The sequence below is a fragment of the Pseudonocardia sp. ZF1 genome (assembly GCF_056835605.1).
Genome location: NZ_JAJNBY010000001.1, coordinates 56,259 through 80,597, shown reverse-complemented (window position 1 = coordinate 80,597; position 24,339 = coordinate 56,259). Strand labels below are relative to the sequence as shown.

Here is a 24,339-nt window from a genome sequence, read left to right as displayed (position 1 = left end):
GTTCCTTTCGGGTCGTGCTGCGGGGAGCCGGGCCGCGTCGTGGCCGGGGGACCGCGGCGCGCCCCCGGGGGACACACTTCACCCGGAACAACGACCGGGTATCGCATCGGGGAACGTCGTTGCGTGCCGTTACCGACGAAGAACCCCGGTCCGGACGAACCGACCCGTCCGAACGGTGACGCTGTGTAGATCCGTTCGGGGAGACCCGTCAGGCTCTGTCGTCCAATCGGTCCCGCATGAGACCCAGTCGTTCGGGTGCGTGCAGGCGCAGCAGCACCTGGCCGGCGTCGGCGGGGCGGCGCGCGCGGGTGAACCTGGAGACCAGCGCCATCGTCGCGAACGCCAGCGGCACGCTGACGATCGCCGGCCGGTACAGCAGGACCCCGATCCAACCGGCCGACGGGCCGAGCCCGGAGACGTCGGCGCCGGCCAGCGCGGCGACGACCGCCCCGGCCGACACCACCCCGCCGACGACGACCCCGGCGATCGCGCCGACGTCGGTCAGCCCGCGCCACCAGATGCCCAGCACCAGCAGCGGGCAGAACGCGGACGCGGCGACGGCGAAAACGAGCGCGACGGCCTCGGCGAAGTTCAGGCCGGTCGGCACGAGCGCGACGACGGTCGGCGGCACCCCGGCGAGCACCGTCGCCAGCGGGAAGCGCCGGGTCATCCGGCCGTGGCGGGGCAGCACGTCGGTGGACACGACGCTGGCCAGGCTGACCAGCAGGCCCGACGCCGTCGACAGGAACGCGGCCCACGCCCCCGCCGCGACGAGGCCGCCCACCAGCGCACCGAGCAGCCCGCTGCCCAGGATCGCGGTCGGGAGCAGCAGCACCGCGGCGTCGGTGCGGCCGGTGACCAGCAGCTGCGGGGTGTAGACCCGCGACAGCACGCCGAGCAGGGTCACCAGCACGTAGAAGCCGCCCAGCATCGCCAGGACGAGTACGGCGCTGCGCCGGGCCGCCCGGCCGTCGGAGTTGGTGTAGAAGCGGCCGAGCACGTGCGGCAGGCCCATGGTCCCGAGGAACGTGGCGAGGATCAGCGAGTAGGTCGCGAGCAGCTGGTGCTGCTCGGAGCCGGTGAACGGGCGCAGCCAGCTCTCGTTGTCGGTGGGGGCGCCGCGGGTGACCGGTACCGGGTCGCCCGCCGCGAAGCGCAGCTCGGTCCCGGCGGTGACCTCGTGGGTGGACCCGGCGACCCAGCGCAGCGGGCCGTCGACGGCCTGCCCGTCGACGGTGCCGCGGGCGACGACGTCGACGGCCAGCCGCGCCTCCAGCGTCACCGGCGTGGCGACCGAGACGGTCGTGGGCTCGCGGAACTCCGGCGGCTCGTCGCGGGCGAAGGTGTGGCCGTCGCCGAGCCACACGGCCAGGCCGATCACGGCGGGCACGGCGAGCGCGGTCAGCTTGAACCAGTACTGGAACGCCTGCACGAACGTCACCGACCGCATCCCGCCGAGCGCGACGGTGGCGACCACGATCACCCCGGCCGCTCCGGAGCCGATCCAGTCGGGCAGACCGGTGACGATGCCGACGGTCAGCCCGGCGCCCTGCAGCTGCGGCAGCAGGTAGAGCCAGCAGATGACGATGACGACGGCCGCGCACACCTTGCGCAGCATCGGCGAGGCGAGCCGGGCGTCGGCGAAGTCGGGGACGGTGTAGGCGCCCGACCGGCGCAGCGGCGCGGCGACGAACAGCAGCAGGAACAGGTAGCCGGCGGTGTAGCCGACGGCGTACCAGAGCGCGTCGACGCCCTGGACGAGGATCAGCCCCGCGATGCCGAGGAACGACGCCGCGGACAGGTACTCGCCGGAGATCGCGCCGGCGTTGAGCCGTGACGGCACCGACCGGGACGCGACGAGGAAGTCCGAGGTCAGCCGGGTCCGGTGGGCGACGGAGCCGATCACGGCGGACGCGACCGCCACCAGGACGATCGCGACCAGCGACAGGATCGCGGTCAGGCTCATCGATCGGCCACGTCGTCGGCGAAGTCCTGTTCCGCCGCCTCCGCGGAGCTCACGTACCACCAGCCCAGGCCGAGCAGGAACGGGTAGACGAGCACGCCGAGCAGCAGCCAGGGCAGCCGGATGCCGAGCACCTCGACCTGACCGATCACCGGGACCGCGATGAACAGCGCGGGCAGCACGCCCAGCCCGATCAGCGCGACGACGCTGACCCGCAGCGCGAGCAGCAGCTGGGTGCGGACCAGCGAGTTGCGCAGCAGGGTGCCGACGGCGCCGGGGTCCTGCACGTCGGACAGCCCGCGCGAGGACTGCGCGGTCGAGCGGCGTTCGGAGAGCACGACGCGGACGCGCCCGGCGCCGGGCCCCTCGCCGTCGGCGTCGTCGAGCTCCTCGACGGCCGCGGGCGGGTCGGTCGGCTCCGCGGAGAACGGGCGCGGGCGGGCCCCGGTGTAGGGCGCCGCGGCGGCCGGGGCGAACGGCTCCGGCGCGGGCTCGACCGAGGGTCCGGGAGCCGGGGCGACGACGTCGACCTCGGGGGCGCGCCAGATGACCTCGGTGCGTTCGAGGGGGCCGCCGCGCAGCTCGTCGAGCTCCTCGTCGAGCTCGTCCTCGTCGGGGAGGTCGTCGTCCAGCTCGTCGTCGGCACGGTCGTCGGGGTCCGCGGGGCGATACGGCGCCGGTGCGACGGGGCCGCGTCGTCCCGCCGCGGACCAGCGGGTGGGGACCGGACGGGTCTCGGGGGACTCCTCGGGACGCGGCCGGTCGGCCGGTGCGACGACGGTCGTGTCCGCGGTCCCGGTCCGGGGCGGGATCCCGGCGCCGTCCGTGCCGTGGGTGTCGGCCGTGTCCGGGCGGCGGGCCGTGTCGGTGCCGGCCGCGCTGTCCGCGGCGCCTGCCGTGCCGGTCGCGCCCGCGGTCCCGGGGGCGCCGGTCGTGTCGGTGGTGCCCGCCAGGAGCGCGCTGCGGTCGGGGGACCAGGTGTTCGACCACGAGGTCGCGCCCGGGACGCGCTGGGGCAGGCCGGAGCCGCCGCTCGAGGGGGGCCACTGCTTCCCGCTGTCGGCGACGTCCGGTGCCGGGGTCACGCCCGGGGCGGACGGCCAGCCGTCGCCGGGACGCACACCCTCCGGGGCGTAGGGGTCCGGCACGAGCTTCGCGCGGGTCCGGGCTGGCCGGGAGCGGGTGGGGTGGACCGGCCGGGCGTAGCTCTCACGCGCGTCGGGGTCGCCGGAGTCGCGGGCATCCGGGTCGCGGACGTCGGGGGTGCGGACGCCGTCGCGCGGGGCGCCGTCGTGCCGGGTGTCGTCCTGCGGGCGCGGGTCGGCCGGGGCAAGGGCGGCGGGCGACGGCGCGGCGGCCCCGGCGGCCCCGGCCGGGTTCGCGACGCCACGGGCGGCCGCACCGCGGGGCGGGTCGCCGTGGTCGGGGGCCGGAGCGTCGTGGTGGTCGGGTTGCCCGCTGTCCCGCGGCGTCCCGGCCGGGTCGACGCGGGCGTGCCGGCCGGTCCCCCCGGCCCGGTCCGCGACGCGACGGGCGATCTCGGCCTGGAGCCAGCCGGCGCCGCTGTCGTCGGCGGGTTCCTCGACCGCGCGGCGGGCCCGGCGGGCGGCGCGGCCCCCGGTCGCTGCGGTCGCGTCCCGGTCGCCGACGGTCCGGTCGCCGGACGTCGGGTCGACGGCGGGTGCAGGCGCGGCCGGAGCAGCACCCCCGGTGCGCGCAACGGCCGCCGCGGGCCCCGGTCCAGCGGTCGGTTCCGGGCGGGGGGTCGGCCGGGGGCCGGTTCCCGGCACGGAGCCGCCACCGGCGCGGCCGGACCCGGACCGCTCGGGGCCGGACGCACCGGTGACCGGCCGAGCCGAGCCGGAGGAGGACCCCGGAGCCGGACGGCCGGACGGGGTGCCACCGGCCTCCGACCGCGCCGGCGCGGGCCGCCCACGGTCGTCGGGCGCACCGGGCCCCGGCACCGGACCGTGCGGCGACGCGGCGGCGGGCGCTCCCCCGGTCCCGGGCGCGCCGTAGCCGCCGGCCGGCCGCGGGTGCGGACCGGACGCGAACGAGCCACGCGGCTGCGCCGGGATGGCGTTCCCGGACGGCTCCGACGCGAGGGCGACGCGGCGGTTGCGGTGCTCGAGCGCCGGGTTCCAGGCGTCCAGACCGGCGACGGCGCCGTCGGGGTACGGGCGCGACCGTGCGGGGTCCGGACGCTCCTCGGGCGCGGCGGGGCCCTGGTCCGCCCGGGCCCCGGCGGCCGTCGCGTCGGGCTCGGTGCCGGGCCGGTCGGACCCGTCGAGATCGTCCGCGGCCCGGTCGGACTGCGGACGCACCGACGGCGAGACGCCGCCGGTGGACCTGCTCACCTCTGGCTCCACGCCTGCTTGGTCGCGCGGACGAGGCGGTCCTTCAGTTCACGGGTGTGCCGACGACTGACCGGCAGCTCCGCGGTCTCCGGGCCGGATCCGATGCGCACGACGTAGCCGGACCCGGCCAGCCGCAGCTCGGTGACCAGCGGCAGCGCCACCAGGTACGAGCGGTGGATGCGCACGAAGCCGGCGTCGCGCCAGCGGTCCTCGAGCACCGACAGCGGGATCCGGACGAGGTGGCTGCCCTCGGTGGTGTGCAGCCGGGCGTAGTCACCCTGCGCCTCGACGTAGCGCACGGCGGACCGCGGTACCAGCTTCGTGGTGCCGGCCAGCTCCACGGGGATGACCTCGTCGTCGCCGCCGGTCTCCTCGCGCACGGTCTCGACCGGTCCGCTGCGACGGGTCGACAGGATCCGGTCGAGCGCGGCGGAGAGGCGCTCGGTGCGCAGCGGCTTGAGGAGGTAGTCGATGGCACCGACGTCGTAGGCGTCGACCGCGCGGTCGTCGTGCGCGGTGACGAAGACGATCGCCGGCTGCACGGCCATGTTCTGCAGCACCCGGGCCAGCTCCAGGCCGTCGAGACCGGGCATGCGGATGTCGAGGAACACGGCGTCGATGTCGGTCTGCTCGGCGACGTCCGCGCCGCCCCCCGCGCCGGCTCCCGCGGCCGCCCCGGCCCGGCGGCCGTTCAGGATGCGCAGGGCCTCGGTGGACTCGCCAGCCTTGAGGACCGTCGCGACGCGCGGGTCCTCGTCGAGCAGGTAGGCCATCTCCTCGAGCGCGGGCTGCTCGTCGTCCACCGCGAGAACGACCAGTCCGCGAGTGGTGTCGTTGCTGTCCACGATCTCCTCATCCTGCTTCCGGGCCTGCGCCGGGAAGCCCATCCGCTCGATGATCGCCCGGCGCCGCGACCATGGTGACGTGCCGACGCGCGTGATGCCAGGGCACGAACCGGATCGGTGACCGTCCGGACACGGGGTGCAGCTCGGCCGTGGTACGCACGGTCACCGGTGTCACAGCCCGTAACGGGCCCACGCCGCCCGCGTCTCGAGGGCGGAGAGCAGCTCGTGCCCGGCCCCGGCGATGCCGCCGGAGAGGCCGGCCTGGGCCGCGGACCCGCCGGCGCCGAGGCGGGCGAGCAGCGGCCTGCGCTGCTCCACCGGGCGCTGCTCGGCGTCGGGGAAACGTTCGGTCAGGACGTCGTGGGCGCTGCCGATGCCGTCCACCAGGCCCAGCTCGCGGGCCCGCTCACCCAGCCACACCTCGCCGTCGAACAGCTCGGTGTCGGTCGCGAGCCGGTCGCCACGCCGCTCGCGCACCCATCCGGTGAACCGGTCGTGCAGCTGTTCCTGCAGGCCGGTGAGCCAGGCGACGTCCTCGGACCGCTCGGGCAGGAACGGGTCCAGCCGCGACTTCGACCCGCCCGCGGTGTGCAGCCGCCGGGAGACACCCCATCGCTCGATCAGGCCGTCGAGCCCGAACCCGGCGCTGATCACGCCGATCGAGCCGACGATCGAGGTGGAGCAGGCGTAGATCTCGTCGGCGGCGCAGGCCAGCCAGTAGCCACCGGACACGGCGACGTCCTCGCAGAACGCGAGCACCGGCACGTCCTTCTCCGCCGCCAGCGAGTGGATGCGGTCCCCGATCAGCTGGGACTGGGTCGGCGAGCCGCCCGGGGAGTTGATCACCAGCGCGACGGCGGCGAGCCGCTCGGGCGCGAACGCCCGTTCCAGCACCTTCTCCATCGACGAGATGCTCAGCACCTGCCGCGGTACCGGCGCGGCCTGGGCGCTGATGACGCCCTGCATCCGCACGACCGACACCACCGGAGGGCCGACCGACTCACCCAGCCTTCCGGGCAGACGGGAGGTCACCGCCGCGGGAATACGCAGGACGTCCATGCCGTCCCACCGTACGCGCGAGCACAGGGTGACGTGGTGTGACCGGATCGGCACAGCTCGCGACCACCTGGTTCACCCGTACGGCCCAGCCGATCGCCGGAGGGTCCCACGGATGCCCGCCGGTCAGGCCCGGATGCCCGCCCGGAACTTCGGCACCCGCAGCGTGATCTTCATACCGGCGCCGATGTTGGTGTCGACGACGAGGCCGAAGTTGTCGCCGAAGGCCGAGCGCATGCGGTCGTCGACGTTGCCGAGGCCGACGTGCGCGCCGGAGAGGTGGGCGTCGTCGAGGTCCTCGTTGAGCCGGGCCGGGTCCATGCCGACGCCGTCGTCCTCGACGACGATCACGCACTCCGACCCGGCGTTCTCCGCCCGGATGGTGACGGTGCCGCCGTTGGGCTTGCCGGACAACCCGTGCCGGACCGCGTTCTCCACGAGCGGCTGCAGCGCGAGGAAGGGCAGGACGACGTTCTGCACCTCCTGGTCGATCTGGAGCTTGATGTTGAGCCGGTTCCCGAAGCGGGCCTTCTCCAGCCGGACGTAGCGCTCGATGTTGTTCAGCTCGTCGAGCAGCGTCGTGTACTCGCCGGCCGAGCGGAACGAGTAGCGGGTGAAGTCGGCGAACTCGATCAGCAGCTCGCGGGCCCGCGCCGGGTCGGTCCGGATGAACGAGGCGATCGTGGTCAGTGCGTTGTAGACGAAGTGCGGGGAGATCTGGGCACGCAGGGCGCGGACCTCGGCGCGGTTGAGCCGGGCCCGGGAGTCGTCGAGCTCGGCGAGCTCCAGCTGGCTGGAGACGTAGCGCGCGACCTCGCCGGTGGCCCGCAGCACCGGCGGGCCCGCCGTCGACGGGGTCAGCGCGGCGAGCGTGCCGATGATGTTCCCGTCGCTCTCCAGCGGGACGACGACGATCCCCCGCACCTCGCAGCCGGGCTGGTTGCACTTGATGGAGGTGTGGCTCATCAGCTCCATCCGGCCGGTCCGGACGACCGTGTCGGCGAGCGTCTGCACGTCCTGCTGGTGCTGGTCGGCGGTGCCGTCCCAGCCCAGGACCGTCCCGCGGGAGTCGGTCATCGCCATCGCCGTGGTCTCCAGCAGCTGGCGCAGGTACGGCAGCGCCTGCGACGCCGAACGCGACGACAGCCCCTCGCGCAGCACCGGCGCGGCCAGCGCGACCGTGTGCAGCGCGGAGAACGTGGCCTTGGCCAGCGGCGAGACCATCGTGTTGCGCCGGTTGCGCTGCCACAGGAAGAAGAACACCGCGACCACGCCGACGACGACCGCCACCACGAGCAGCAGCGCCATGGACGGGGTGAGCGTGGTGGATCCGTCCACGACTGCGAGCACCCCCGTTCCCGCGCCCGCCACTAGCGCACCAACCGGGACAGGCGGCGGTCGGCGAGCGGTTTCCCCCCGGTCTGGCAGGTCGGACAGTACTGGAACGATCTCTCCGCGAACGACACCTCGCGCACGGTGTCGCCGCAGACCGGGCAGGGCAGCCCGGTGCGGGCGTGCACCCGCAGCCCGGAGCGCTTCTCCCCCTTGAGCTCCGCGGCGCCCTGGCCGACCGAGCGGGCCACCGCGTCGGACAGCACGGCGTGCAGCGACTCGAACAGGGTGTCCCGAGCGGCGGCGTCGAGCCGGGACGCCGTGGCGTAGGGCGACAGGCGCGCGGTGTGCAGGATCTCGTCGGAGTAGGCGTTGCCGATGCCGGCGAGCGTGGACTGGTCGGCCAGCAGCGTCTTGAGTCTGCGGTTGTCGCCGTCGAGCAGCTCGTCGAGACCGGCCCGGCCCAGCTCCAGCGCGTCCGGACCCAGCTTCGCGATGCCCGGGACCTGCGCCGGGTCGTCCACCAGGTACACGGCGAGCCGCTTCTGGGTGCCCTGCTCGGTGAGGTCGAAGCCCGGCCCGCCGACCTGGTCGAGGTGCACCCGCAGCTGCAACGGGCCGCGGCCCGGCTTGGGCGGGGTGACGCCCGCGGTGGTGTGCCAGCGCAGCCAGCCGGCCCGGGACAGGTGCGTGACCAGGTGCAGCGGGCCGCTGTCGGGGCGGTCGTCGAAGTCGACCGACAGGAACTTCCCGAACCGCGACGCCCCGGTCACCACCCGGCCCACCAGCGCCGACACCGGTGGGTCGAACGTCTTCAGTGCGCTCATCGAGGCCAGGTCCACCCGGGCCACCGGGCGGTACACGGCGTGCTCACGCAGGTGGTGGGCCAGGGCCTCCACCTCGGGCAGTTCGGGCACCGCGACTCCTAGTTGATCGGCTGCAGCGGGCTGTCCGCGTGGCCGGGCGTCGAGCGGTTCTTGAGGCTGCGCACGACCACCTTGGTCTCCTCGCGTGCGGTGGCGAGCCCGCGCACCATGCCCGTCCACTTCTCCGGGGGCAGGTCGTAGCCGCCCTGGGTCTTCGCGGTGATCGTGAACGGCCTGCGCAGCAGCCAGCGGAACGGGAAGAAACCCAGTCCGACGATGACGACGAGCCAGTAGAACCAGGGGAAGACCACCCCGCCGGGCACCCAGACGACGAGGACCAGCCAGAAGAACACCAGCGTGCCGAGGATCAGCACGACCGCGCCGTTACCCGCGTCGACGTCGTGCTCGAACTCGTCACCGACCGCCGGCGTGGTCCACTCGATCCGCCGGCTCACCTGCCATTCACGGTAGTCCGCCGCGATGACCGTCTTCGTCGTCAAGGTGTCCGCTCCCCTGCCCCGGTACCGCCCACGATGTTCCCACAGGCCACCGGCAGAACCGAGACCTCACGCGCCCGCCGCCGCGTCGCGATCCCCCGTCTCCCACGAACGGGCCGTCCGTACGAACCTTTCGTGCGAACGGCCCGCTCGGACGGACACGAGAGCCGACCGAGGAGGGCACTGCGGTGGGTCAGCAGGCGGGCTCGGCGGGCTCGCGTTCCGGGGCGCCGGGCGCCAGCAGCTCCGAGCGGGTCAGCACGACCGGGTCCGGGCCGTCGTTGCGCAGCTCGTTGGGCCTGCCGTCCTCCAGGAAGAACGCCTCCCCCGGGCCGAACGGGCGCGGCTCGCAGGAGTCGGCGCGCTGCACGGTCACCGTGCCGGACCGCACGACGGTGATCACCGTGCCGGGGTGGCGGACCCAGCCGCTCGCCTGGCCCGGCTGCAGCACCTCGGTGCGCACGAGCAGCTCGGCGGGGCCGGGCGTGGAGATGTCGACGGGGCGGTCGAGGCGCCCCACCGCGTCGGAACCCGCCTGGGCCGCGGTCGCACCGGGAACCTCGGAGCCACCGGGGGCGGCCGCGGATGTGGTCGGCGCCGCGGACCGGTCGGCCGGGAGGATCTCGACGGTCGTCCCGTCGGAGGGTGCGGCGTCGGACTCGTGGCCGAGCTGCCCCGGCTGGGCACACCCCGCGAGCAGGGCGGCGGTCGCGACCAGCAGGGCCGGTCCGAGTAGGTGACGGGCGAGCGGCACGGGCGGTGTCCCTCCGGGCGCGATGCGTGATCGCACCGCACGCTAGTGGCCGATCACCACGCGAGCGGCAGCCGGGTCGTCCCGTTGATGAAGTTGGAGGTCAGGCGGCGCACCTCCCCGTCGAGCCGGGCCGGCGGCAGGCGCAGGAACGCGGTGAGGAAGGCCCGCATCTGCATCCGGGCGAAGTGCGCGCCCAGGCACAGGTGCGGCCCCTGCCCGAACGCCAGGTGCTCGTTCGGGGAGCGGGTGATGTCGAAGGTGTCCGGGTCGGCGAAGCGGCGCTCGTCGCGGTGCGCCGAGCAGTGGTAGACGACGACCTTGTCCCCCGCCGCGATCTCCGCCCCGTTCAGGACGTGGTCACGGGTGGCGGTCCGGCGGAACGTCAGCACCGGCGGGTGCCAGCGCAGGATCTCCTCGATCGCCGACGGCAGCAGCCCCGGTTCCGCGCGCAGGCGGGCGTAGGCGTCGGGGTGCCCGACGAGCGCGAGCACCCCGCCCGGCAGCGCGCTGCGCACCGTGTCGTTGCCCGCGATGACCAGCAGGAAGAAGAACATGTGCAGCTCGGGTCCGGTGAGTGCGCGACCGTCGACCTCGGCGTGCACCAGTGCGGTCATGACGTCGTCGCCGGGCTCGGCGCGCTTGCGCTCGGCGAGGGCGTCGGCGTAGCCGAACATGTCGGCCAGCGCGGCCGGGGAGCGCGGGTTCACCGGTGGACCCTCGGCCGCGTGGTCCGGGTCCTGGTAGCCGATCACCCGGTTCGTCCAGTGCAGCAGCATCGGGCGGTCCTCGACCGGCACGCCGAGCAGGTCGGACAGGTTCTGCAGCGGGAACTCGTCGGTGACCCGCCCGACGAGCTCGCAGCCGCCGTCGTCGCGCACGGCGTCCAGGAGCGCGTCGGCGCGCCGCTGCACCGCGGCGGCGAACCCCTCCAGCCGACGACGCGTGAACGCCCCGGTGACCAGCGTCCGCAGCCGGACCTGCTCCGGCGGGTCCATGTTGAGCACCATCCGGCGCAGGAACGGCAGGTCGGCCGGGTCGGGGTCGCGGATCTGCGTCGCCCCGAGCGACGACGAGTAGTCGGCCGGGCTGCGCAGGACGTGCCGGACGTCGTCGTAGCGGGTGACGGCCCAGAACCCGGGTCCGGCCGGCCAGGGGCCGACGGCGTGCTCGTCCTGCCAGGAGACGGGCGCCGCGTCGCGCAGCAGCCGCAGCGCATCGTGCGGCACCCCGCGGGCGAACACGCGCGGGTCGAACACATCGGTGTCGATCCCGACCGGGTCGACCCCATCGGGGCGGCTCACCGGTTCGCCACCTCGATCAGCGTGTCCGCATGGCAGGGCACGTCCTCGGCGCACCAGCAGCACAGGTCCTTGCCCGCTAGCTCGGTCCGGGCCCGTTCGACCAGGTCGGGGCGCTCGTCGAGCAGCCAGCGGCGGTGCGCGGCGATGGCCGGTGCCCGCCCCATCTCGCGCACGTCGAAGGGGTTGCCCCACGGTCCGGGCCGGGTGACGAGCACCGCGCCGTCCGGTTTGCGCCACCCCTTCGTGCGACGCAGCCGGATCCGCTGTGGAGTGCTCACGATCCGCACCGTAATCAGGTGGCGCAGCTCACGGCCAATCGCTTTGCATTGCGCAACGCATCGGCGCATGCTTGCGCGAGTCAACTAGTTGCGTGATACATGCACTACCGAGAGGGGGTCCGCGATGAGCACCGCTCAGGCTGCCACCGCCGAGCCCGCCGACGCCGACCTGGAGCTCGCCGACTCGATCGTCCGGGAGCTGTTCCTGCTGGTCCGCCAGGTGAAGCGGTCCGGTGAACGGCACCGCCCCGAGATGATCGTCGACATGGCCGCGTACCACGTGCTGGCCCATCTCCACTTCGGCGGCCCGCAACGGGCCGGCGAGGTCGCCGCCACCTTCCACTCCGACCCCTCCACGATCAGCCGTCAGGTGTCCGGCCTGGTCAAGGCGGGTCTCATCGAGCGGCGCGCCGACCCCGGCGACGGACGCGCCTCCCTCCTCGCCGCGACGGACGAGGGCGTCCGCGTGATCGAGACCGAGCGACGCCGTCGCGCGCACGTCATCGCCACCGTGCTGGCCGCGTGGAGCCCCGACGACCGGCAGGCCCTCACCGGCCTGCTCGGCCGCTTCCTCGACGACTACCAGACCTTCGAAGCACAGGAGTCCTGAGAATGTCCACCGCTGCCGCCAGTGCGCAGCGCCCCGCCGCCACCTCCGGCGACGGCGAGCTGACGCACCGGCAGATCCTGACCGTCCTGGGTGGACTGATGCTGGGCATGTTCCTGGCCGCCCTGGACCAGACGGTCGTCTCGACCGCGATCCGCACCATCGCCGACGACCTGTCGGGCCTCAACCTGCAGGCGTGGGCGACGACGGCCTTCCTCATCACCAGCACCATCACCACGCCGCTGTACGGCAAGCTCTCCGACATCTTCGGCCGCAAGCCGCTGTTCATGACCGCGATCACGATCTTCCTGATCGGATCCGTGGCCTGCACCCTGGCCTGGTCGATGTACTCCCTGGCCGCGTTCCGCGCGCTGCAGGGCCTCGGCGCCGGCGGCCTGATGTCGCTGGCGCTGACGATCCTCGGCGACATCGTGCCGCCGCGCGAACGTGCCCGGTACCAGGGCTTCTTCCTGGCCGTGTTCGGCACCTCGAGCGTGATCGGCCCGGTCATCGGCGGCCTGCTGTCCGGTGTGGACACCATCGTCGGCATCGACGGGTGGCGCTGGATCTTCCTGGTCAACGTGCCCATCGGGCTCGTCGCGCTGGTCGTCGTCCAGCGGGTGCTGAACATCCCGCACGTCCCGCGGCCCGCACGGATCGACTGGCCCGGCGCGCTGGCGCTGGCGCTGTGCCTGGTGCCGCTGCTGATCGTCGCCGAGCAGGGCCGCGAGTGGGGCTGGGGTTCCACCTCGTCGATCGTCTGCTATGTCATCGGTGGTGTCGGCCTGCTGCTGTTCCTGCTGGCCGAGCGTGCCTACGGCGACGCCGCGCTGCTGCCGCTGCGGCTGTTCCGCACCGGCATCTTCTCGCTGTCCGCGGTGCTCAACCTGCTCATCGGTATGGCGATGTTCGGCGGCATCGCGCTGCTGCCGCAGTTCCTGCAGATCGTGCACGGCGCGACGCCCATCGAGGCCGGCTTCATGATGCTGCCGCTGGTCGGCGGGATCATGGTCGCATCGATCCTCTCCGGCCAGCTGACCTCGCGCACCGGCCGCTACAAGATCTTCCCGGTGATCGGCACCGCGTTCATCACGATCGCGATGGTGCTGCTGTGGCAGACCGTCACGCCGTCGATCCCGATCTGGCAGCTCGACCTGACCATGGCCCTGCTGGGTCTCGGCCTGGGTCTGTGCATGCAGACCCTCGTGCTCGCCGTGCAGAACGCGATGCCCGCCCGCGACATGGGTGTCACCACCTCCTCGGTGACGTTCTTCCGGCAGATGGGCGGCACGCTGGGCACCGCGATCTTCCTGTCGGTGGTGTTCTCCACCGCCGGCGACAAGATCGCCGACGCCATCCGCGCCGCGCTCGGCACGAGCTCCTTCCGGGCCGCGCTGACCGACCCCGCCGTCGCGGCCGACCCGGCCAACGCGCAGGTCGTCGGGGCGCTGCAGTCCGGTCAGGCCGGCGGCCTGTCCACCTCGGTGCTGGCCGACTCCTCGTTCCTGCAGCGGATCGACCCGCGGCTGGCCGCACCGTTCCAGGAGGGCTTCACCAGCGCGATGACGCTGGCGTTCCTCATCGCGGCCTGCGTGATCGCGGTGGCCTTCGTCCTGGTGCTGTTCGTCAAGGAGCTGCCGCTGCGCACCATGTCCGGTGCGCAGGCCGCCCGGGCCGAGGCCGCGGGCGAGGGTGCCGCCGCCGCGTCGGTCCCGACCGAGGCGCTCGGGACGGTCGCCCCGGCCCCCGCCCCGGCCGGACGGGTCGACGGCGGGCGCGGAGCGGACATCGCGCCGCCCACCACGCCGCTGCCCGTCGTCGCCCGGCAGGAGCCGCCGCACCCGGCGCCCCGGCCGAAGCCCCAGTCGCGGCCGCACAACGGCACCGTCGGTGACGCCGCCGCGGCCGCGGGCCTGGACCACCTGCACTCCGCGGGCGACGACGGCCCGGCCGTCACCGGACGGGTCCAGGGCGGCGCCGGCGCGCCGGTCCCCGGGGCGGTCGTCACCGTCACCCGGCTGTCCGGCGACCAGGTCGGTCGCACCACGACCGACGACGACGGCCACTACCGCATCGCCGTCGACCAGCCCGGACGTTTCCTGGTGGTGGCGGCCTCGGCGGCGCTGCCGCCGCACGCCGCCACGGTCTCGGTCGGCACCGATCCGGTCCGCCACGACGTGCGGCTGTCGGTCAGCAGCGGCATCCGCGGCACCGTGCTCGACGCCGCGGGCACGCCGCTGCCCGGGGTCACCGTCTCGCTGATCGACCACGGCGGCGACGTCGCCGCGGCAGGCCGGTCCGGTGAGGGCGGCCGCTGGGCGCTCGACGGCGTCCCGGCCGGGCGCTACACGCTCACCGCCGCCGGCGAGGGCGTCGACCCGGTGGCGGTCGGCGTCGAGGTGCCCGGCTCCGGCACGGCGGTCCAGGACCTGCGGCTGCCGCAGCGCTCCCGGCTCACCGGCCGGGTCACCGCGGCGCCCGACGGGCACCCGGTGGCGCACGCACTGGCCACGCTGATCGACGCCGAGGGCGCCGTCGTCGGGTCGCGGCTGTCCGGCCCGGACGGGACCTTCGCGTTCGAGGGCCTGCCCGCGGGCAGCTACACCCTCGCGACCAGCGGCTACGCCCCGGTCGCGAACGTGGTCGCTCTCGAGCCGGGCCGGGTGACCCACTCCGACGTGGAGTTCCCGCTCCCGCTCGACGGGCAGGCGTCCAGGAACGGCGCCGCGTCCCCGACGGTCGACGGCAACGGGCTGCAGAACGGCCGGCACGTCCGGGAGGGCGAGCAGGGTCTGCGGGGCGAGGCGCACCGCTGACCCACCCGTCCGTGTTCCACGTGGAACGTCCCGGCTCCCCCGTCACGGGAGGGCCGGGGCGTTCGGCGTCTACAGCGCGATCGCCGCGCCCACCCCCGACCGCGGGTCGACCGCGGCGTGCAGCGTCCCCCGCCCGCCGCCGCCCGGGACGGCGACCCCGGTCCCGACCGCGCACATCCGGCCCAGGGCCCAGGCACCCGCGTCCTCCACGACGTGCCCGCGACGGGTCAGACCGGCGAGGGTGCCGGCCCCGAGCCGCGACTCGACGACGAGCCCGTGCGGCTCCCAGCCGCGCGGCGCGAAGGACGCGGGGAACGCCGTCGAGTGCCAGGTCGGCGCGTCGATCGCGGCCTGCAGGTCCAGCCCGCCGTGCATCAGTGCGAGCAGGAAGGCGAGCTGCCACTGGTCCTGCTGGTCCCCACCGGGCGTCCCGAAGGCGAGCGCGGGCTCGCCGTCGCGCAGCGCCAGCGACGGCGACAGCGTCGTGCGCGGCATCCGCCCGGGCGCCAGCGTGCTCGCGAGCCCCTCCTCCAGCCAGAACATCTGGCCGCGGGTGCCGAGACAGAAGCCCAGCGCCGGGATCGTCGGTGACGACTGCAGCCAGCCCCCCGACGGCGTCACCGAGATCATGTTCCCGGCGGCGTCGACGACGTCGACGTGCACCGTGTCCCCGCGGGCGACGCCGTCCCGCGACACCGTCGGCTCGCCGGTGCCCGGCCCCTCCGTCCCGGAGCCGCGCCCGGCGCCCGGGGTCGCCGCGTAGTCCCCGATCCGCGGCGTGCGTCCGCCCGGCGCGCCGGGTCGCAGCCCGCCGTCCGAGGCCGGGCCGATCAGGCCCCGCCGGTCGTCGGTGTAGGCGTCGGAGAGCAGGTCGGCGAGCAGGTCGGGGGTCGCGCCGTCGCCGTACCAGGCCTCCCGGTCGGCGAAGGCGAGCTTCGCGGCCTCGGCGGCGGCGTGCACCGTGTCGAGGGTCGCGACACCGCCGGGCAGCTCCAGGTCCAGGCCCGCCAGCAGCCGCAGCTGCTGCAGCAGGACCGGTCCCTGCGACCACGGGCCGCACTTCGCGACCGACCAGCCGGTCCCGGCGTCGGCGACGAGCGCGTCCTCGTAGTGCGCCGACCAGCCGGCCAGGTCGTCGGCGGTGAGCAGACCGGTGTGGTCGCGCCCGGTCTCGTCCCGGACCGGGGTCGCGGCGAACCGGCCGATCTCCTCGGCGACGAACCCGCGGTACCAGGCGTCGCGGGCGGCGTCGATCCGCTCCTCCCGGCTCGGGCCGACGGCCTCGTCGAGCAGCCGGCGCCAGGTCGCGGCCAGCGCGGGCAGCCGCACCAGCTCGCCCGCGGCGGGGACCCGACCGTCGCGCAGCCAGGTCGCCGCCGACGACGGCCAGTGCGTGCGGAAGTGGTCGGCGACCGTGCCGATGGCCGCGGGCACCCGCGGGACCAGCGGGAACCCGCCCGCGGCGTAGCCGAGCGCCGGTGCGAGGACATCGGCGAGCTCCCAGGTGCCGTGATCGCGGAGCAGGGTCAGCCAGCCCTCCCAGGCCCCGGGGACCGTCGCCGGGAGCAGGCCGGTGCCGGGGACGATCGTGAGGCCCAGGTCGCGCAGCCGGTCGGCCGTCGCGGCGGCCGGTGCCACGCCCTGGGCGCACAGCACCCGCGGGACGGGGTCGGCCGCGGTGACGAACACGGCGGGCAGCTCACCTCCGGGCCCGCACAGGTGCGGCTCGACCACCTGCAGCACGAACCCGCAGGCGACGGCGGCGTCGAAGGCGTTCCCGCCCCGCGCCAGCACCGTGGCCGCGGCGGCGGTGCCGAGATGGTGGGTGCTGCTGACCGCGCCGTGCGGCCCGATCCGGTCGTGTCCTCTGGGTGCCACGACCCGGATCCTCACACGCTCGCGTGTGACCCGCGGACCTCAGGCGAGGTCGCGCAGCTCGCTCACCAGCGGGACCTCCAGCACCCGGTCCGAGGACATCCACTCGCGCAGCGCGTGGGTGGCCAGCACGTCGTCGGTGTTGTAGCCCAGCAGCCGCTCCCGCTGGACCGGGTCGGGCTCGCCGCCGTCGAGCGCGACGGCGTCGCGATACCAGCGCATGGAGTTCTCCCCACCCGCCTCCGGGTCCCGCCAGGAGAACCCGGCGGCGGGAGCGATCTTCTTCAGCCCCTTGCCCTGCGAGCACAGGAACCAGGTGGAGACCACGCCGTAGAGGTCCACCCAGCACGGGTCCGCGACGAACGCGCGCACCTCGGCCTCGGTCGGTACCCCGGGCATCCCGGCGAACCGCTGCGCCGAGGCGATCATCCAGCGGTTCTCGGCCTGCTCGTTGTAGCAGTAGGCGGCGAACGTGCGCCCCGACGCGAGCGTGGCGGCGCGCAGGCCCGCGAACCACGTCCAGAACTCCCCGAACGAGCGCCCCTCGTCGCGGGTGGGCAGCGGGTCCCAGGTCGCGAACGCCCGGTAGCCGGGCTCCGGGTCCCCGTCACGCGCACCGCCGGGCAGCGTCAGCAGCGCACCCCACAGGTAGGCCCCGGACTCGCCGAAGCTCTCCATGTCGACGTCGACCTCGACGTCGGCGCGCGTGACCGGCACCCGCGGCACCCGGCGGGCGACGGCGAGTCCCCGGCGGCGCGCGCGGGCCAGCGCCACGAGGTCGGTGAACGGCGGCCCGGGCAGGGTGCCGGTCAGCTCGGCGGGCGGGTCCGCCGGGTCCAGCCCCGCCAGCCCCGCGACGGTCGCGACGCCCGACTCCCGCAGCAGCCGCGCCGTCTCGCCGTGGGCGACCAGGCTGACGTCGTCGACCTGCTCCAGCTCGGCCTCGCACGTCGGCCACCAGGGGCAGCGGCGGCATTCGGTGATCCGCGACGGCGCCGCGAGCGCGGGCCCGCCGGTCGCCGCGGCCCGGGCGACGGCGGCCCGGTCGGTGAACCGCGCGTCGTATTCCTCCAGCGTGGACCGCCCGCCGGGCCAGTGCCCGGCCCGCAGGTCGTGCCAGACGACCACGTCGGCGTCGAGCCCGATCACCCCGCCGAGCCGCGGGGCCGACTCCGGCGGCGCCCAGCCCGCGGCCTCCAGCAGCCGGGTCAGCTGGGCCAGGGCCAACAGGTCGCGCGGCTGGGAGCGGACCTTGCGGTCCGGGTCGTGCCGGGCACGCTGCGGCCACGGGTCGGTGACGGCGGTGGTGCGCGCGCCCTCGCCCGGATCGGTGATCCGGCGGCGCACGACGAGCAGCGGGACGTAGCCCCCGGTGGGCGTGCGCACGAGCAGCTCCGCGGTGCCGCGCCGGTCGCCGTCGACGGGCAGTACCGCACCCCAGACCAGCGGTGCACCGGCCGCGACGAGCTCGGCCGTGCGCTCCGCCCGAGCCGCCCGCGGACCGGCGCCGGTCCCGGTCGGCCCGGCCGCGCCGTCCGGCCAGGTGCTCGCCCAGTCCGCCCCCCAGGTGCGCGCGAGCAGCTCGCCGATCCGCACTCGGTGCGCCGCCGCGTCGGCCCGGCGCTGCTCGATCGCCGGGTCCGGGAGCGCCCGCGGCCGCTCCGCCGCCGACGGGTCGTGGTCCAGGTGCACCCGGCGGCGGCACCCGCTCAGCGCCGCCGCGTCCAGCAGGACACGGGGTGCGGTACGCGGTCCGGTCGAGGTGCTCACGGCTCCCGAGGGTAGAGACCACCCCCGACAGGAACGGATCCGCGTGAAGCCCCGTTCCCCCACCCGGGTGGTGTCGGTCCTGCGCGTGCGGTGGGCGGGGCCCTAGGCTGCGTCGACACGGCGATCATCTGCCGAGCCGACCCGGGAGGACACGACATGGGACTGCTGCGCAGGAAGCCGAGCGCGGGCGAGCGCGCCGCGGCGGCGACCAGGGAGGCGGCGGTCGATGCGTCGGAACGGGTGCAGTCGGCCACGGTCCAGACCCTCGAGTACACCCGCGAGACCGCCGACAAGGCCGCCGAGAAGCTGCACCAGCGCGCGGTGAAGGCCCGGAAGAAGGCCGAGGCGGCGTCGCGGCGGGCGGAGAAGGCCGGCCGCCGGGCCGCGCGCAGCACGCGTCGCGCCGTCGGCGAGGGCACCGCCACCGCGAACAGCCTGCTGAGCTCGGCCGACCTCAAGGCCCGCTCGGCCGACCGGAAGGTCGCCAAGGCGGCGGCGAAGGCCGACGCCGGCGCCCGCAAGGCCGAGGCGAAGGCCGCGCGCGCCGCGGAGAAGGGCAGGCTCAAGAGCGAGAACCTGGCCGCCAAGCAGGCCGAGCGGGACCGCGCCGCCCGCGAGTGGAACGCCAAGAAGGTCCAGCGGTACCTGGGCGTGGCGAAGATCGTCGCGCCGCTGCTGGCGCCGTACGCGATGGCCGCGGCCGGGTCGCTGCGCCACCGCCTCGACGACCACCGGTCCCGCCGACTCGGCGTGTCCCCGGACGAGCTGGGCGGTTACTCCGGCCCCGGCGGACGGCTGCACGCACGGCTGTCCCGGATCGCGCGCACCATCACCGAGCTGCGCGAGGACGGGACCGTCGAGCGGGACCAGGCCGCGAAGCGGTTCGCCGACGAGACCGAGCCGCGGCTGCACGACCTCGCCGCCGCCGTCCGGGCCGCGGAGAACATGCCGTCCGCCCGCCGCAAGGCCGCGTACCGCACGGTGTCCGCCGACCTGGACCGCATCGAGGTCCGCCTGCTCGACCACCTGGGCGTCCGCTCCTGACCCGTTCCGTGGGCCCGGCTCCGGCCGGGCCCACGGCGACGTTCAGCCCGCGCGGTACGTCTCCAACAGCCGCAGCCACACCTCGCTGATGGTGGGGAACGCGGGCACGGCGTGCCACAGCCGGGCCAGCGGCACCTCACCGACCACGGCGACCGTCGCCGCGTGCAGCAGCTCGGCGACCCCGGGCCCGACGAACGTGACCCCGAGCAGCACCTCGCGCCGCGGGTCGACGACGGCGACCACCCGGCCGGACCAGTCGTCCGCGGTGAGCGAGGACCCGGCGACGGCGATGTCCATGTCGACCACCCGCACGTCGAGCCCCTCGGCGCGGGCGGTCGCGGCGGTCCGGCCCACCCAGGCGACCTCGGGGTCGGTGAACACGACCTGGGGCACCGCGTGGTGGTCGGCGGTCGCCGCGTCCTCGCCCCAGGGGTTGTCGTCGAGCGGGCGGCCCGCGGCGCGCGCGGCGATCGCGTGCGCGGCGATCCGGGCCTGGTACTTGCCCTGGTGGGTGAGCGGGGCCCGCCCGTTGACGTCGCCGACGGCGTAGAGCCAGTCCCCCGCGGCGAGCCCCGAGTCGTCGACGACGATCTCGCCGCGCCGCCCGGGGCCCACCCCGGCCGAGCCGAGGTCGAGCCCGTCGGTGGCCGGACGGCGCCCGGTCGCGACGAGCAGCCGGTCCACCTCGACCTCGTCCCCACCGCCGACCAGCACCGTCGCGTCCCCGTTCCGGCGCACCTCGTCCAGGCCGGTACCCAGCCGCACGTCGACGCCGGCCTCCCGCAGCCCGGCCGCGACCCGCTCGGAGGCCTGCGGCTCCGCGCCCGGCAGCACCCGGTCGCCGTGGTTGAACAACGTGACCTGCGCGCCCAGCCGGGCGTGGGCCAGCGCCATCTCGCAGCCGACGACGCCGCCGCCGAGCACGCCGAGCCGGCGCGGGACCTCCCGCGCCGAGGTCGCCTCGCGCGAGCCCCAGTACTCGACCGTGTCCAGCCCCGCGACGTGCGGGACGACCGGCACGCTGCCGGTCGCGACGACGACGGCGTGGCGCGCGGTCACCACGGTCTCGGTGCCGTCGGCCGCGGTCACGACGACGCGCTTCTCCCCGGCCAGCCGGCCCCGGCCGCGCAGCACGGCGGCGCCGGCGCCCTCGGCCCACCGCACCTGGCCGCTGTCGTCCCAGTCGGAGGTGAACGTCGTGCGGCGTTCGAAGACCTTCGCCGGGTCGAACTCGGCCCGCACGCCGGGCAGCCGCCGGGCGTCGGCGACGGCCTGCGGGGTGCGCAGCAACGCCTTCGACGGGATGCACGCCCAGTACGAGCACTCCCCGCCGAGGAGCTCGGCCTCCACCAGCACCGCGGACAGGCCGGCGTCCACCGCGTAGCCCGCGGCGTTCTCACCGACCGGGCCCGCCCCGATCACGACGACGTCGTAGCTCTGCTCGCTCATGGGGCCGACCCTTCCGCACTCACCCCAGGGCCGCGACCGCGTCACCCAGCTCGGTGTCGCCGCCGCGCAGCTCCAGCGTCGTGCCCGCGGTGCCCGGCGCGGCCAGCAGCGCGGCGACGGCCGCGGCGGAGTCGTCGCGGGTCACCTCGCCGTACTCCACCGGCGGCGGGGCCAGGGTGACGCGCCCGGTGCCCGGGTCGTTCGTGAGCCTCCCGGGCCGCAGGATCGTCGCGTCGAGGCGCGTGTCGGCGCGGATCGCGTCCTCGGCGGCCTTCTTCGCGCGGATGTAGGCGGCCCACACCTCGCCGCGTTCGGGGTCGGGCTCGGCGTCGACCCCGGGTGAGGAGACCAGCAGGTAGCGGCGGACGCCCGCCCCGGCGGCCGCGTCGGCGAGCAGGGTGGCGCCGTCCCGGTCGACGGTCTCCTTGCGCTCCACCCCGCTGTCCGGCCCGGCCCCCGCCGCGAAGACGACGGCGTCGGCGCCGGTCAGGTGCCCCGCGAGGTCCGTCGCGGAGATCTTCTCCAGGTCCGCCACGACGGGGCTCGCCCCGGTGGCCGCCACGTCGTCGATGTGGTCGGGGTTGCGCACGATCGAGCGCACCGTGTGTCCCTGCCCCGTGAGCAGTGTGGACAGTCGCAGCGCGATCTGTCCGTGTCCTCCGGCGATCACCACGTCCATGCGGCCACGCTAGGCCGGACGGCTGCTCACCGCCTGTTCGGCTTGAGCGTCCAGACGATCGTCATGGCCCCGGTCTGCACACCCTGGGCGTCGGTGATGGTGACGTCGACGGTGAACTCCGGGCGCGTCCCGGCGTCGAGCTCGGCGAGCACCTCACCGGCCGGACGGGTCAGCACCGCCTCGGCGCGGAGGTCTCCCTTGGCGAGCTTGAGGTAGCGGATCTCGGACCGGACGACCAGCGGCACGGCCCGGTCCCCGGCCGAGGCGAACGCGGCCAGGCCGACCGCGCCGGACGCGGTCTCGCCCAGTCCGAACATGACCGCGGCGTGCGGCCCGCCGACGTGGTTGTGCTGGTCGGACCGGTCGGGGAGGAACGCCTCGACCCGGTCGGTCGTGATCGATCCGAAGGTGATCCCGGCGGTGCCCACCCACGGCACCGCCTGCGTCATCGCGTCGGCCACCCAGCTCGCGTCATCAGCCATGGCCCGACCCTACTCGTCGGTAACCTCCGAGGAAAGCGACGCCCGGTTCCTCACGATTCTCGCTGTGCGAGAACGAACCCCCTTGTCCGTCGTGCACAACGGGGTTGAGATCGGTGTGACAGCAGGCACACCAAGTCCCACCACCACGATGCGCAACGCCGCGCGTCCGAGGCTCGGAGGTACCGCCAGTGAAGGCCGTGCGGGTGCACGCGTACAAGCAGGACCCCCGGATCGACGACATCCCGGAACCGACGATCCAGGGTCCGCTCGACGTCATCGTCAAGATCGGCGGTGCCGGCGTGTGCCGCACCGACCTCCACATCATCGACGGGGACTGGGCCGACATCCAGAACCCCGACCTGCCGTACGTGATCGGCCACGAGAACGCGGGCTGGGTGCACGCGGTCGGCGACGGCGTCACGAACGTGCGGGTCGGCGACACCGTCATCCTGCACCCGCAGCCGTCGTGCGGGCTGTGCACCATGTGCCGCTACGGGCGCGACATGCAGTGCACCGGGGACGCGTTCTTCCCCGGCCTGTCGAACAACGACGGCGGCATGGCCGAGTACCTGCGCACCACCGCGCGGTCCTGCGTGAAGCTGAACCCGGACACCAACCCGGCCGACGTCGCCGCGCTCGCCGACGCGGGCATCACCGCCTACCACGCGGTCCGCAAGGCGGTCCCGTTCCTGTACCCGGGCACCACCGCGGTCGTGCAGGGTGCGGGCGGGCTCGGCCACATCGGCATCCAGGCGCTCGCCGCGCTCACCGCCACCAAGATCATCGTCGTCGACAAGAACCCGGACGCGCTCGAGCTGGCGAAGCAGATCGGCGCGGAGGAGACCGTCGTCGCCGACGGGAACCAGGTCGAGGCCGTCCAGGAGCTCACCGGCGGCGGCGCCACGGTGGTCTTCGACTTCGTCGCCGAGCAGGGCGCGGAGAACGACGCCTGGGCGATGACCGGCCCGGCCGGCTACAACTTCGTGCTCGGCTACGGCGGCAACCTCAGCGCTCCGACGCTCGACTTCGTCGCCGGCGAGAAGAACATCATCGGCAACATCGTCGGCACCTACAACGACCTCGCCGAGCTGATGGTCCTGGCACAGGCCGGGAAGGTCACGCTGCACACCGTCCAGTACAAGCTCGACCAGGCGCTGGAGGCCCTGCACGACCTGGACGCGGGCAAGGTCCGCGGCCGGGCGATCCTCGTTCCGTAACTCAGTCATACGTACGTACAGGACGAACGTTCTTTCCCTGACCCACCACCGATCAGCAGAGCTGCTGACGCAGGAGGAACCACATGTACGAGAAGGACGGCGAGAAGTACTTCATCGTCGACTCCCACAGCCACTTCTGGGACGCCTCCCGGGAGAACTGGGTCGAGGGTCGCGAGCAGTACGCCAAGGGCTGGATCGACTGCTTCTACGGCTACCACCAGCTCGGCCCGCCCGAGACCCACTGGGACTGGGAGCACTACCTCAAGGTCTCGCAGGACGACTTCGAGCGCGACGTCTTCATCGAGGGCCACGTCGACCACGTGGTCTTCCAGTCGACCTACCTCAAGGAGTGGTACAAGAACGGCTTCAACACCGCCGACCAGAACGCGGCGCTGCTGGAGAAGTGGGGCGACCGGATCATCGTCAACGGGCGCTTCGACCCGCGTGACGGCGACGAGGGCATGAAGCAGTTCGAGGCGGACTGCGCGAAGTACAAGCACAAGGGCGTGAAGCTCTACACCGCCGAGTGGAACGGCAGCTCCCGCGGCTTCAAGCTCACCGACCCGGAGTGCTACCGCTTCCTGGAGCGGGCCCAGGAGCTGGGCATCAAGAACGTCCACGTCCACAAGGGCCCGACGATCTGGCCGCTCGACAAGGACGCGTTCGACGTCGCCGACGTCGACCACGCGGCCACCGACTTCCAGGGCCTGAACTTCATCGTCGAGCACGTCGGCCTGCCGCGCATCGAGGACTTCTGCTTCATGGCGGTGCAGGAGCCCAACGTCTACGCCGGCCTGTCGGTCGTCGTCGGCGGCCTGATGCACGCCCGCCCGAAGTTCTTCGCCAAGGTGATGGGCGAGCTGCTGTTCTGGGTCGGCGAGGACAAGATGACCTTCGGCAGCGACTACAACATCTGGACGCCGAAGTGGCAGGTCGAGGGCCTGGTCGACTGGCAGATGCCCGACGACGACCAGTTCGCCGACTACCCGCGCCTCACCACCGCGTCGAAGAAGAAGATCCTCGGCCTCAACGCGGCGAAGCTCTACGACCTGGAGGTCCCGGCCGACTGCCGGCTGCCCGACACCACGGCCGACGAGCCCATGGCCCCGGGCGAGGAGCTCGTCGACAACAAGGCCGGGGCGCAGGCGTGA

At 74.4% G+C, this 24,339-nt stretch carries 20 protein-coding genes; 5 read left to right on the top strand and 15 right to left on the bottom strand.

Translation table 11 applies throughout. The annotated features are described in order from the left end of the window. Positions 1-208: 208 nt before the first annotated feature. The 10 genes from ZF1_RS00385 to ZF1_RS00340 form a co-directional block, all read right to left on the bottom strand. Positions 209-1,966 carry a sodium/solute symporter gene (locus tag ZF1_RS00385; protein WP_482636205.1) on the bottom strand — a complete coding sequence of 586 codons (1,758 nt, stop codon included), beginning with the start codon at positions 1,964-1,966 and terminating at the stop codon, positions 209-211. After that, positions 1,963-4,320 carry a DUF485 domain-containing protein gene (locus tag ZF1_RS00380; RefSeq protein WP_482636204.1) on the bottom strand — a complete coding sequence of 786 codons (2,358 nt, stop codon included), beginning with the start codon at positions 4,318-4,320 and terminating at the stop codon, positions 1,963-1,965. The genes ZF1_RS00385 and ZF1_RS00380 overlap by 4 nt, the downstream gene beginning before the upstream one ends. Further along, entirely contained in the window at positions 4,317-5,165 is an 849-nt protein-coding gene (locus tag ZF1_RS00375) for a LytR/AlgR family response regulator transcription factor (protein WP_476654977.1), read from the bottom strand. Before ZF1_RS00375 ends, ZF1_RS00380 begins: the two co-directional genes overlap by 4 nt. Positions 5,166-5,336: 171 nt before the next feature. Further along, positions 5,337-6,224 carry a S49 family peptidase gene (locus ZF1_RS00370; RefSeq protein ID WP_482636203.1) on the bottom strand — a complete coding sequence of 296 codons (888 nt, stop codon included), beginning with the start codon at positions 6,222-6,224 and terminating at the stop codon, positions 5,337-5,339. Between the two features lie 123 nt (positions 6,225-6,347). After that, complete coding sequence (locus tag ZF1_RS00365; protein WP_224401013.1) at positions 6,348-7,559, bottom strand: sensor histidine kinase; 1,212 nt, start codon at positions 7,557-7,559, stop codon at positions 6,348-6,350. Between the two features lie 32 nt (positions 7,560-7,591). After that, positions 7,592-8,470: a DNA-formamidopyrimidine glycosylase family protein gene (locus ZF1_RS00360; protein WP_224401014.1), complete on the bottom strand. Its 879-nt coding sequence runs from the start codon at positions 8,468-8,470 to the stop codon at positions 7,592-7,594. 8 nt (positions 8,471-8,478) lie between these two features. Beyond that, positions 8,479-8,919, bottom strand: coding sequence for a hypothetical protein (locus tag ZF1_RS00355; RefSeq protein WP_073573757.1), 441 nt, complete (start codon positions 8,917-8,919; stop codon positions 8,479-8,481). A gap of 190 nt (positions 8,920-9,109) precedes the next feature. Next, positions 9,110-9,670, bottom strand: a complete 561-nt coding sequence (locus ZF1_RS00350) for a cupin domain-containing protein (protein ID WP_226368087.1) — start codon at positions 9,668-9,670, stop codon at positions 9,110-9,112. 53 nt (positions 9,671-9,723) lie between these two features. Further along, the gene (locus ZF1_RS00345; RefSeq protein WP_405420583.1) at positions 9,724-10,971 is read right to left on the bottom strand and encodes a cytochrome P450; all 1,248 of its coding nucleotides are present in this window, start codon (positions 10,969-10,971) and stop codon (positions 9,724-9,726) included. Next, on the bottom strand, positions 10,968-11,249 hold the full coding sequence (locus ZF1_RS00340; protein ID WP_226354515.1) for a DUF4326 domain-containing protein: 282 nt from the start codon (positions 11,247-11,249) through the stop codon (positions 10,968-10,970). The genes ZF1_RS00345 and ZF1_RS00340 overlap by 4 nt, the downstream gene beginning before the upstream one ends. 124 nt (positions 11,250-11,373) lie before the next feature. Between ZF1_RS00340 and ZF1_RS00335 the strand changes: the two genes are divergently transcribed. Both ZF1_RS00335 and ZF1_RS00330 read left to right on the top strand, forming a co-directional pair. Continuing rightward, positions 11,374-11,859, top strand: coding sequence for a MarR family winged helix-turn-helix transcriptional regulator (locus tag ZF1_RS00335; RefSeq protein ID WP_178376572.1), 486 nt, complete (start codon positions 11,374-11,376; stop codon positions 11,857-11,859). Positions 11,860-11,861: 2 nt separating this feature from the next. Continuing rightward, positions 11,862-14,672 (top strand): MFS transporter, encoded by a 2,811-nt coding sequence (locus ZF1_RS00330; protein WP_482636202.1) that lies wholly within the window; start codon positions 11,862-11,864, stop codon positions 14,670-14,672. Positions 14,673-14,741: 69 nt separating this feature from the next. On the opposite strand, the gene ZF1_RS00325 is transcribed toward ZF1_RS00330, so the two are convergent. Next, entirely contained in the window at positions 14,742-16,550 is a 1,809-nt protein-coding gene (locus tag ZF1_RS00325; RefSeq protein ID WP_482636201.1) for a gamma-glutamyltransferase family protein, read from the bottom strand. A 39-nt stretch (positions 16,551-16,589) separates the two neighbouring features. Beyond that, on the bottom strand, positions 16,590-18,317 hold the full coding sequence (locus tag ZF1_RS00320) for a TM0106 family RecB-like putative nuclease (protein WP_482636200.1): 1,728 nt from the start codon (positions 18,315-18,317) through the stop codon (positions 16,590-16,592). A 156-nt stretch (positions 18,318-18,473) separates the two neighbouring features. Between ZF1_RS00320 and ZF1_RS00315 the strand changes: the two genes are divergently transcribed. Beyond that, entirely contained in the window at positions 18,474-19,361 is an 888-nt protein-coding gene (locus tag ZF1_RS00315) for a DUF6474 family protein (RefSeq protein ID WP_482636199.1), read from the top strand. Positions 19,362-19,403: 42 nt separating this feature from the next. Here the strand turns inward: ZF1_RS00315 and ZF1_RS00310 are convergent, their stop codons facing one another. The 3 genes from ZF1_RS00310 to ZF1_RS00300 are packed head-to-tail and all read right to left on the bottom strand — an operon-like array spanning position 19,404 to position 21,971. Then, complete coding sequence (locus tag ZF1_RS00310; RefSeq protein WP_482636198.1) at positions 19,404-20,810, bottom strand: dihydrolipoyl dehydrogenase family protein; 1,407 nt, start codon at positions 20,808-20,810, stop codon at positions 19,404-19,406. A gap of 19 nt (positions 20,811-20,829) precedes the next feature. Then, positions 20,830-21,489: an NAD(P)H-binding protein gene (locus ZF1_RS00305; protein ID WP_482636197.1), complete on the bottom strand. Its 660-nt coding sequence runs from the start codon at positions 21,487-21,489 to the stop codon at positions 20,830-20,832. Positions 21,490-21,515: 26 nt separating this feature from the next. Continuing rightward, the gene (locus tag ZF1_RS00300) at positions 21,516-21,971 is read right to left on the bottom strand and encodes a DUF4442 domain-containing protein (protein ID WP_083474440.1); all 456 of its coding nucleotides are present in this window, start codon (positions 21,969-21,971) and stop codon (positions 21,516-21,518) included. A 188-nt stretch (positions 21,972-22,159) separates the two neighbouring features. On the opposite strand from ZF1_RS00300, the gene ZF1_RS00295 reads away from it, so the two are divergent. After that, a complete protein-coding gene (locus ZF1_RS00295) occupies positions 22,160-23,188 on the top strand; it encodes an NAD(P)-dependent alcohol dehydrogenase (RefSeq protein ID WP_208820389.1) in 1,029 nt (342 codons plus the stop codon). 83 nt (positions 23,189-23,271) lie between these two features. Further along, complete coding sequence (locus ZF1_RS00290) at positions 23,272-24,339, top strand: amidohydrolase family protein (protein ID WP_345647999.1); 1,068 nt, start codon at positions 23,272-23,274, stop codon at positions 24,337-24,339.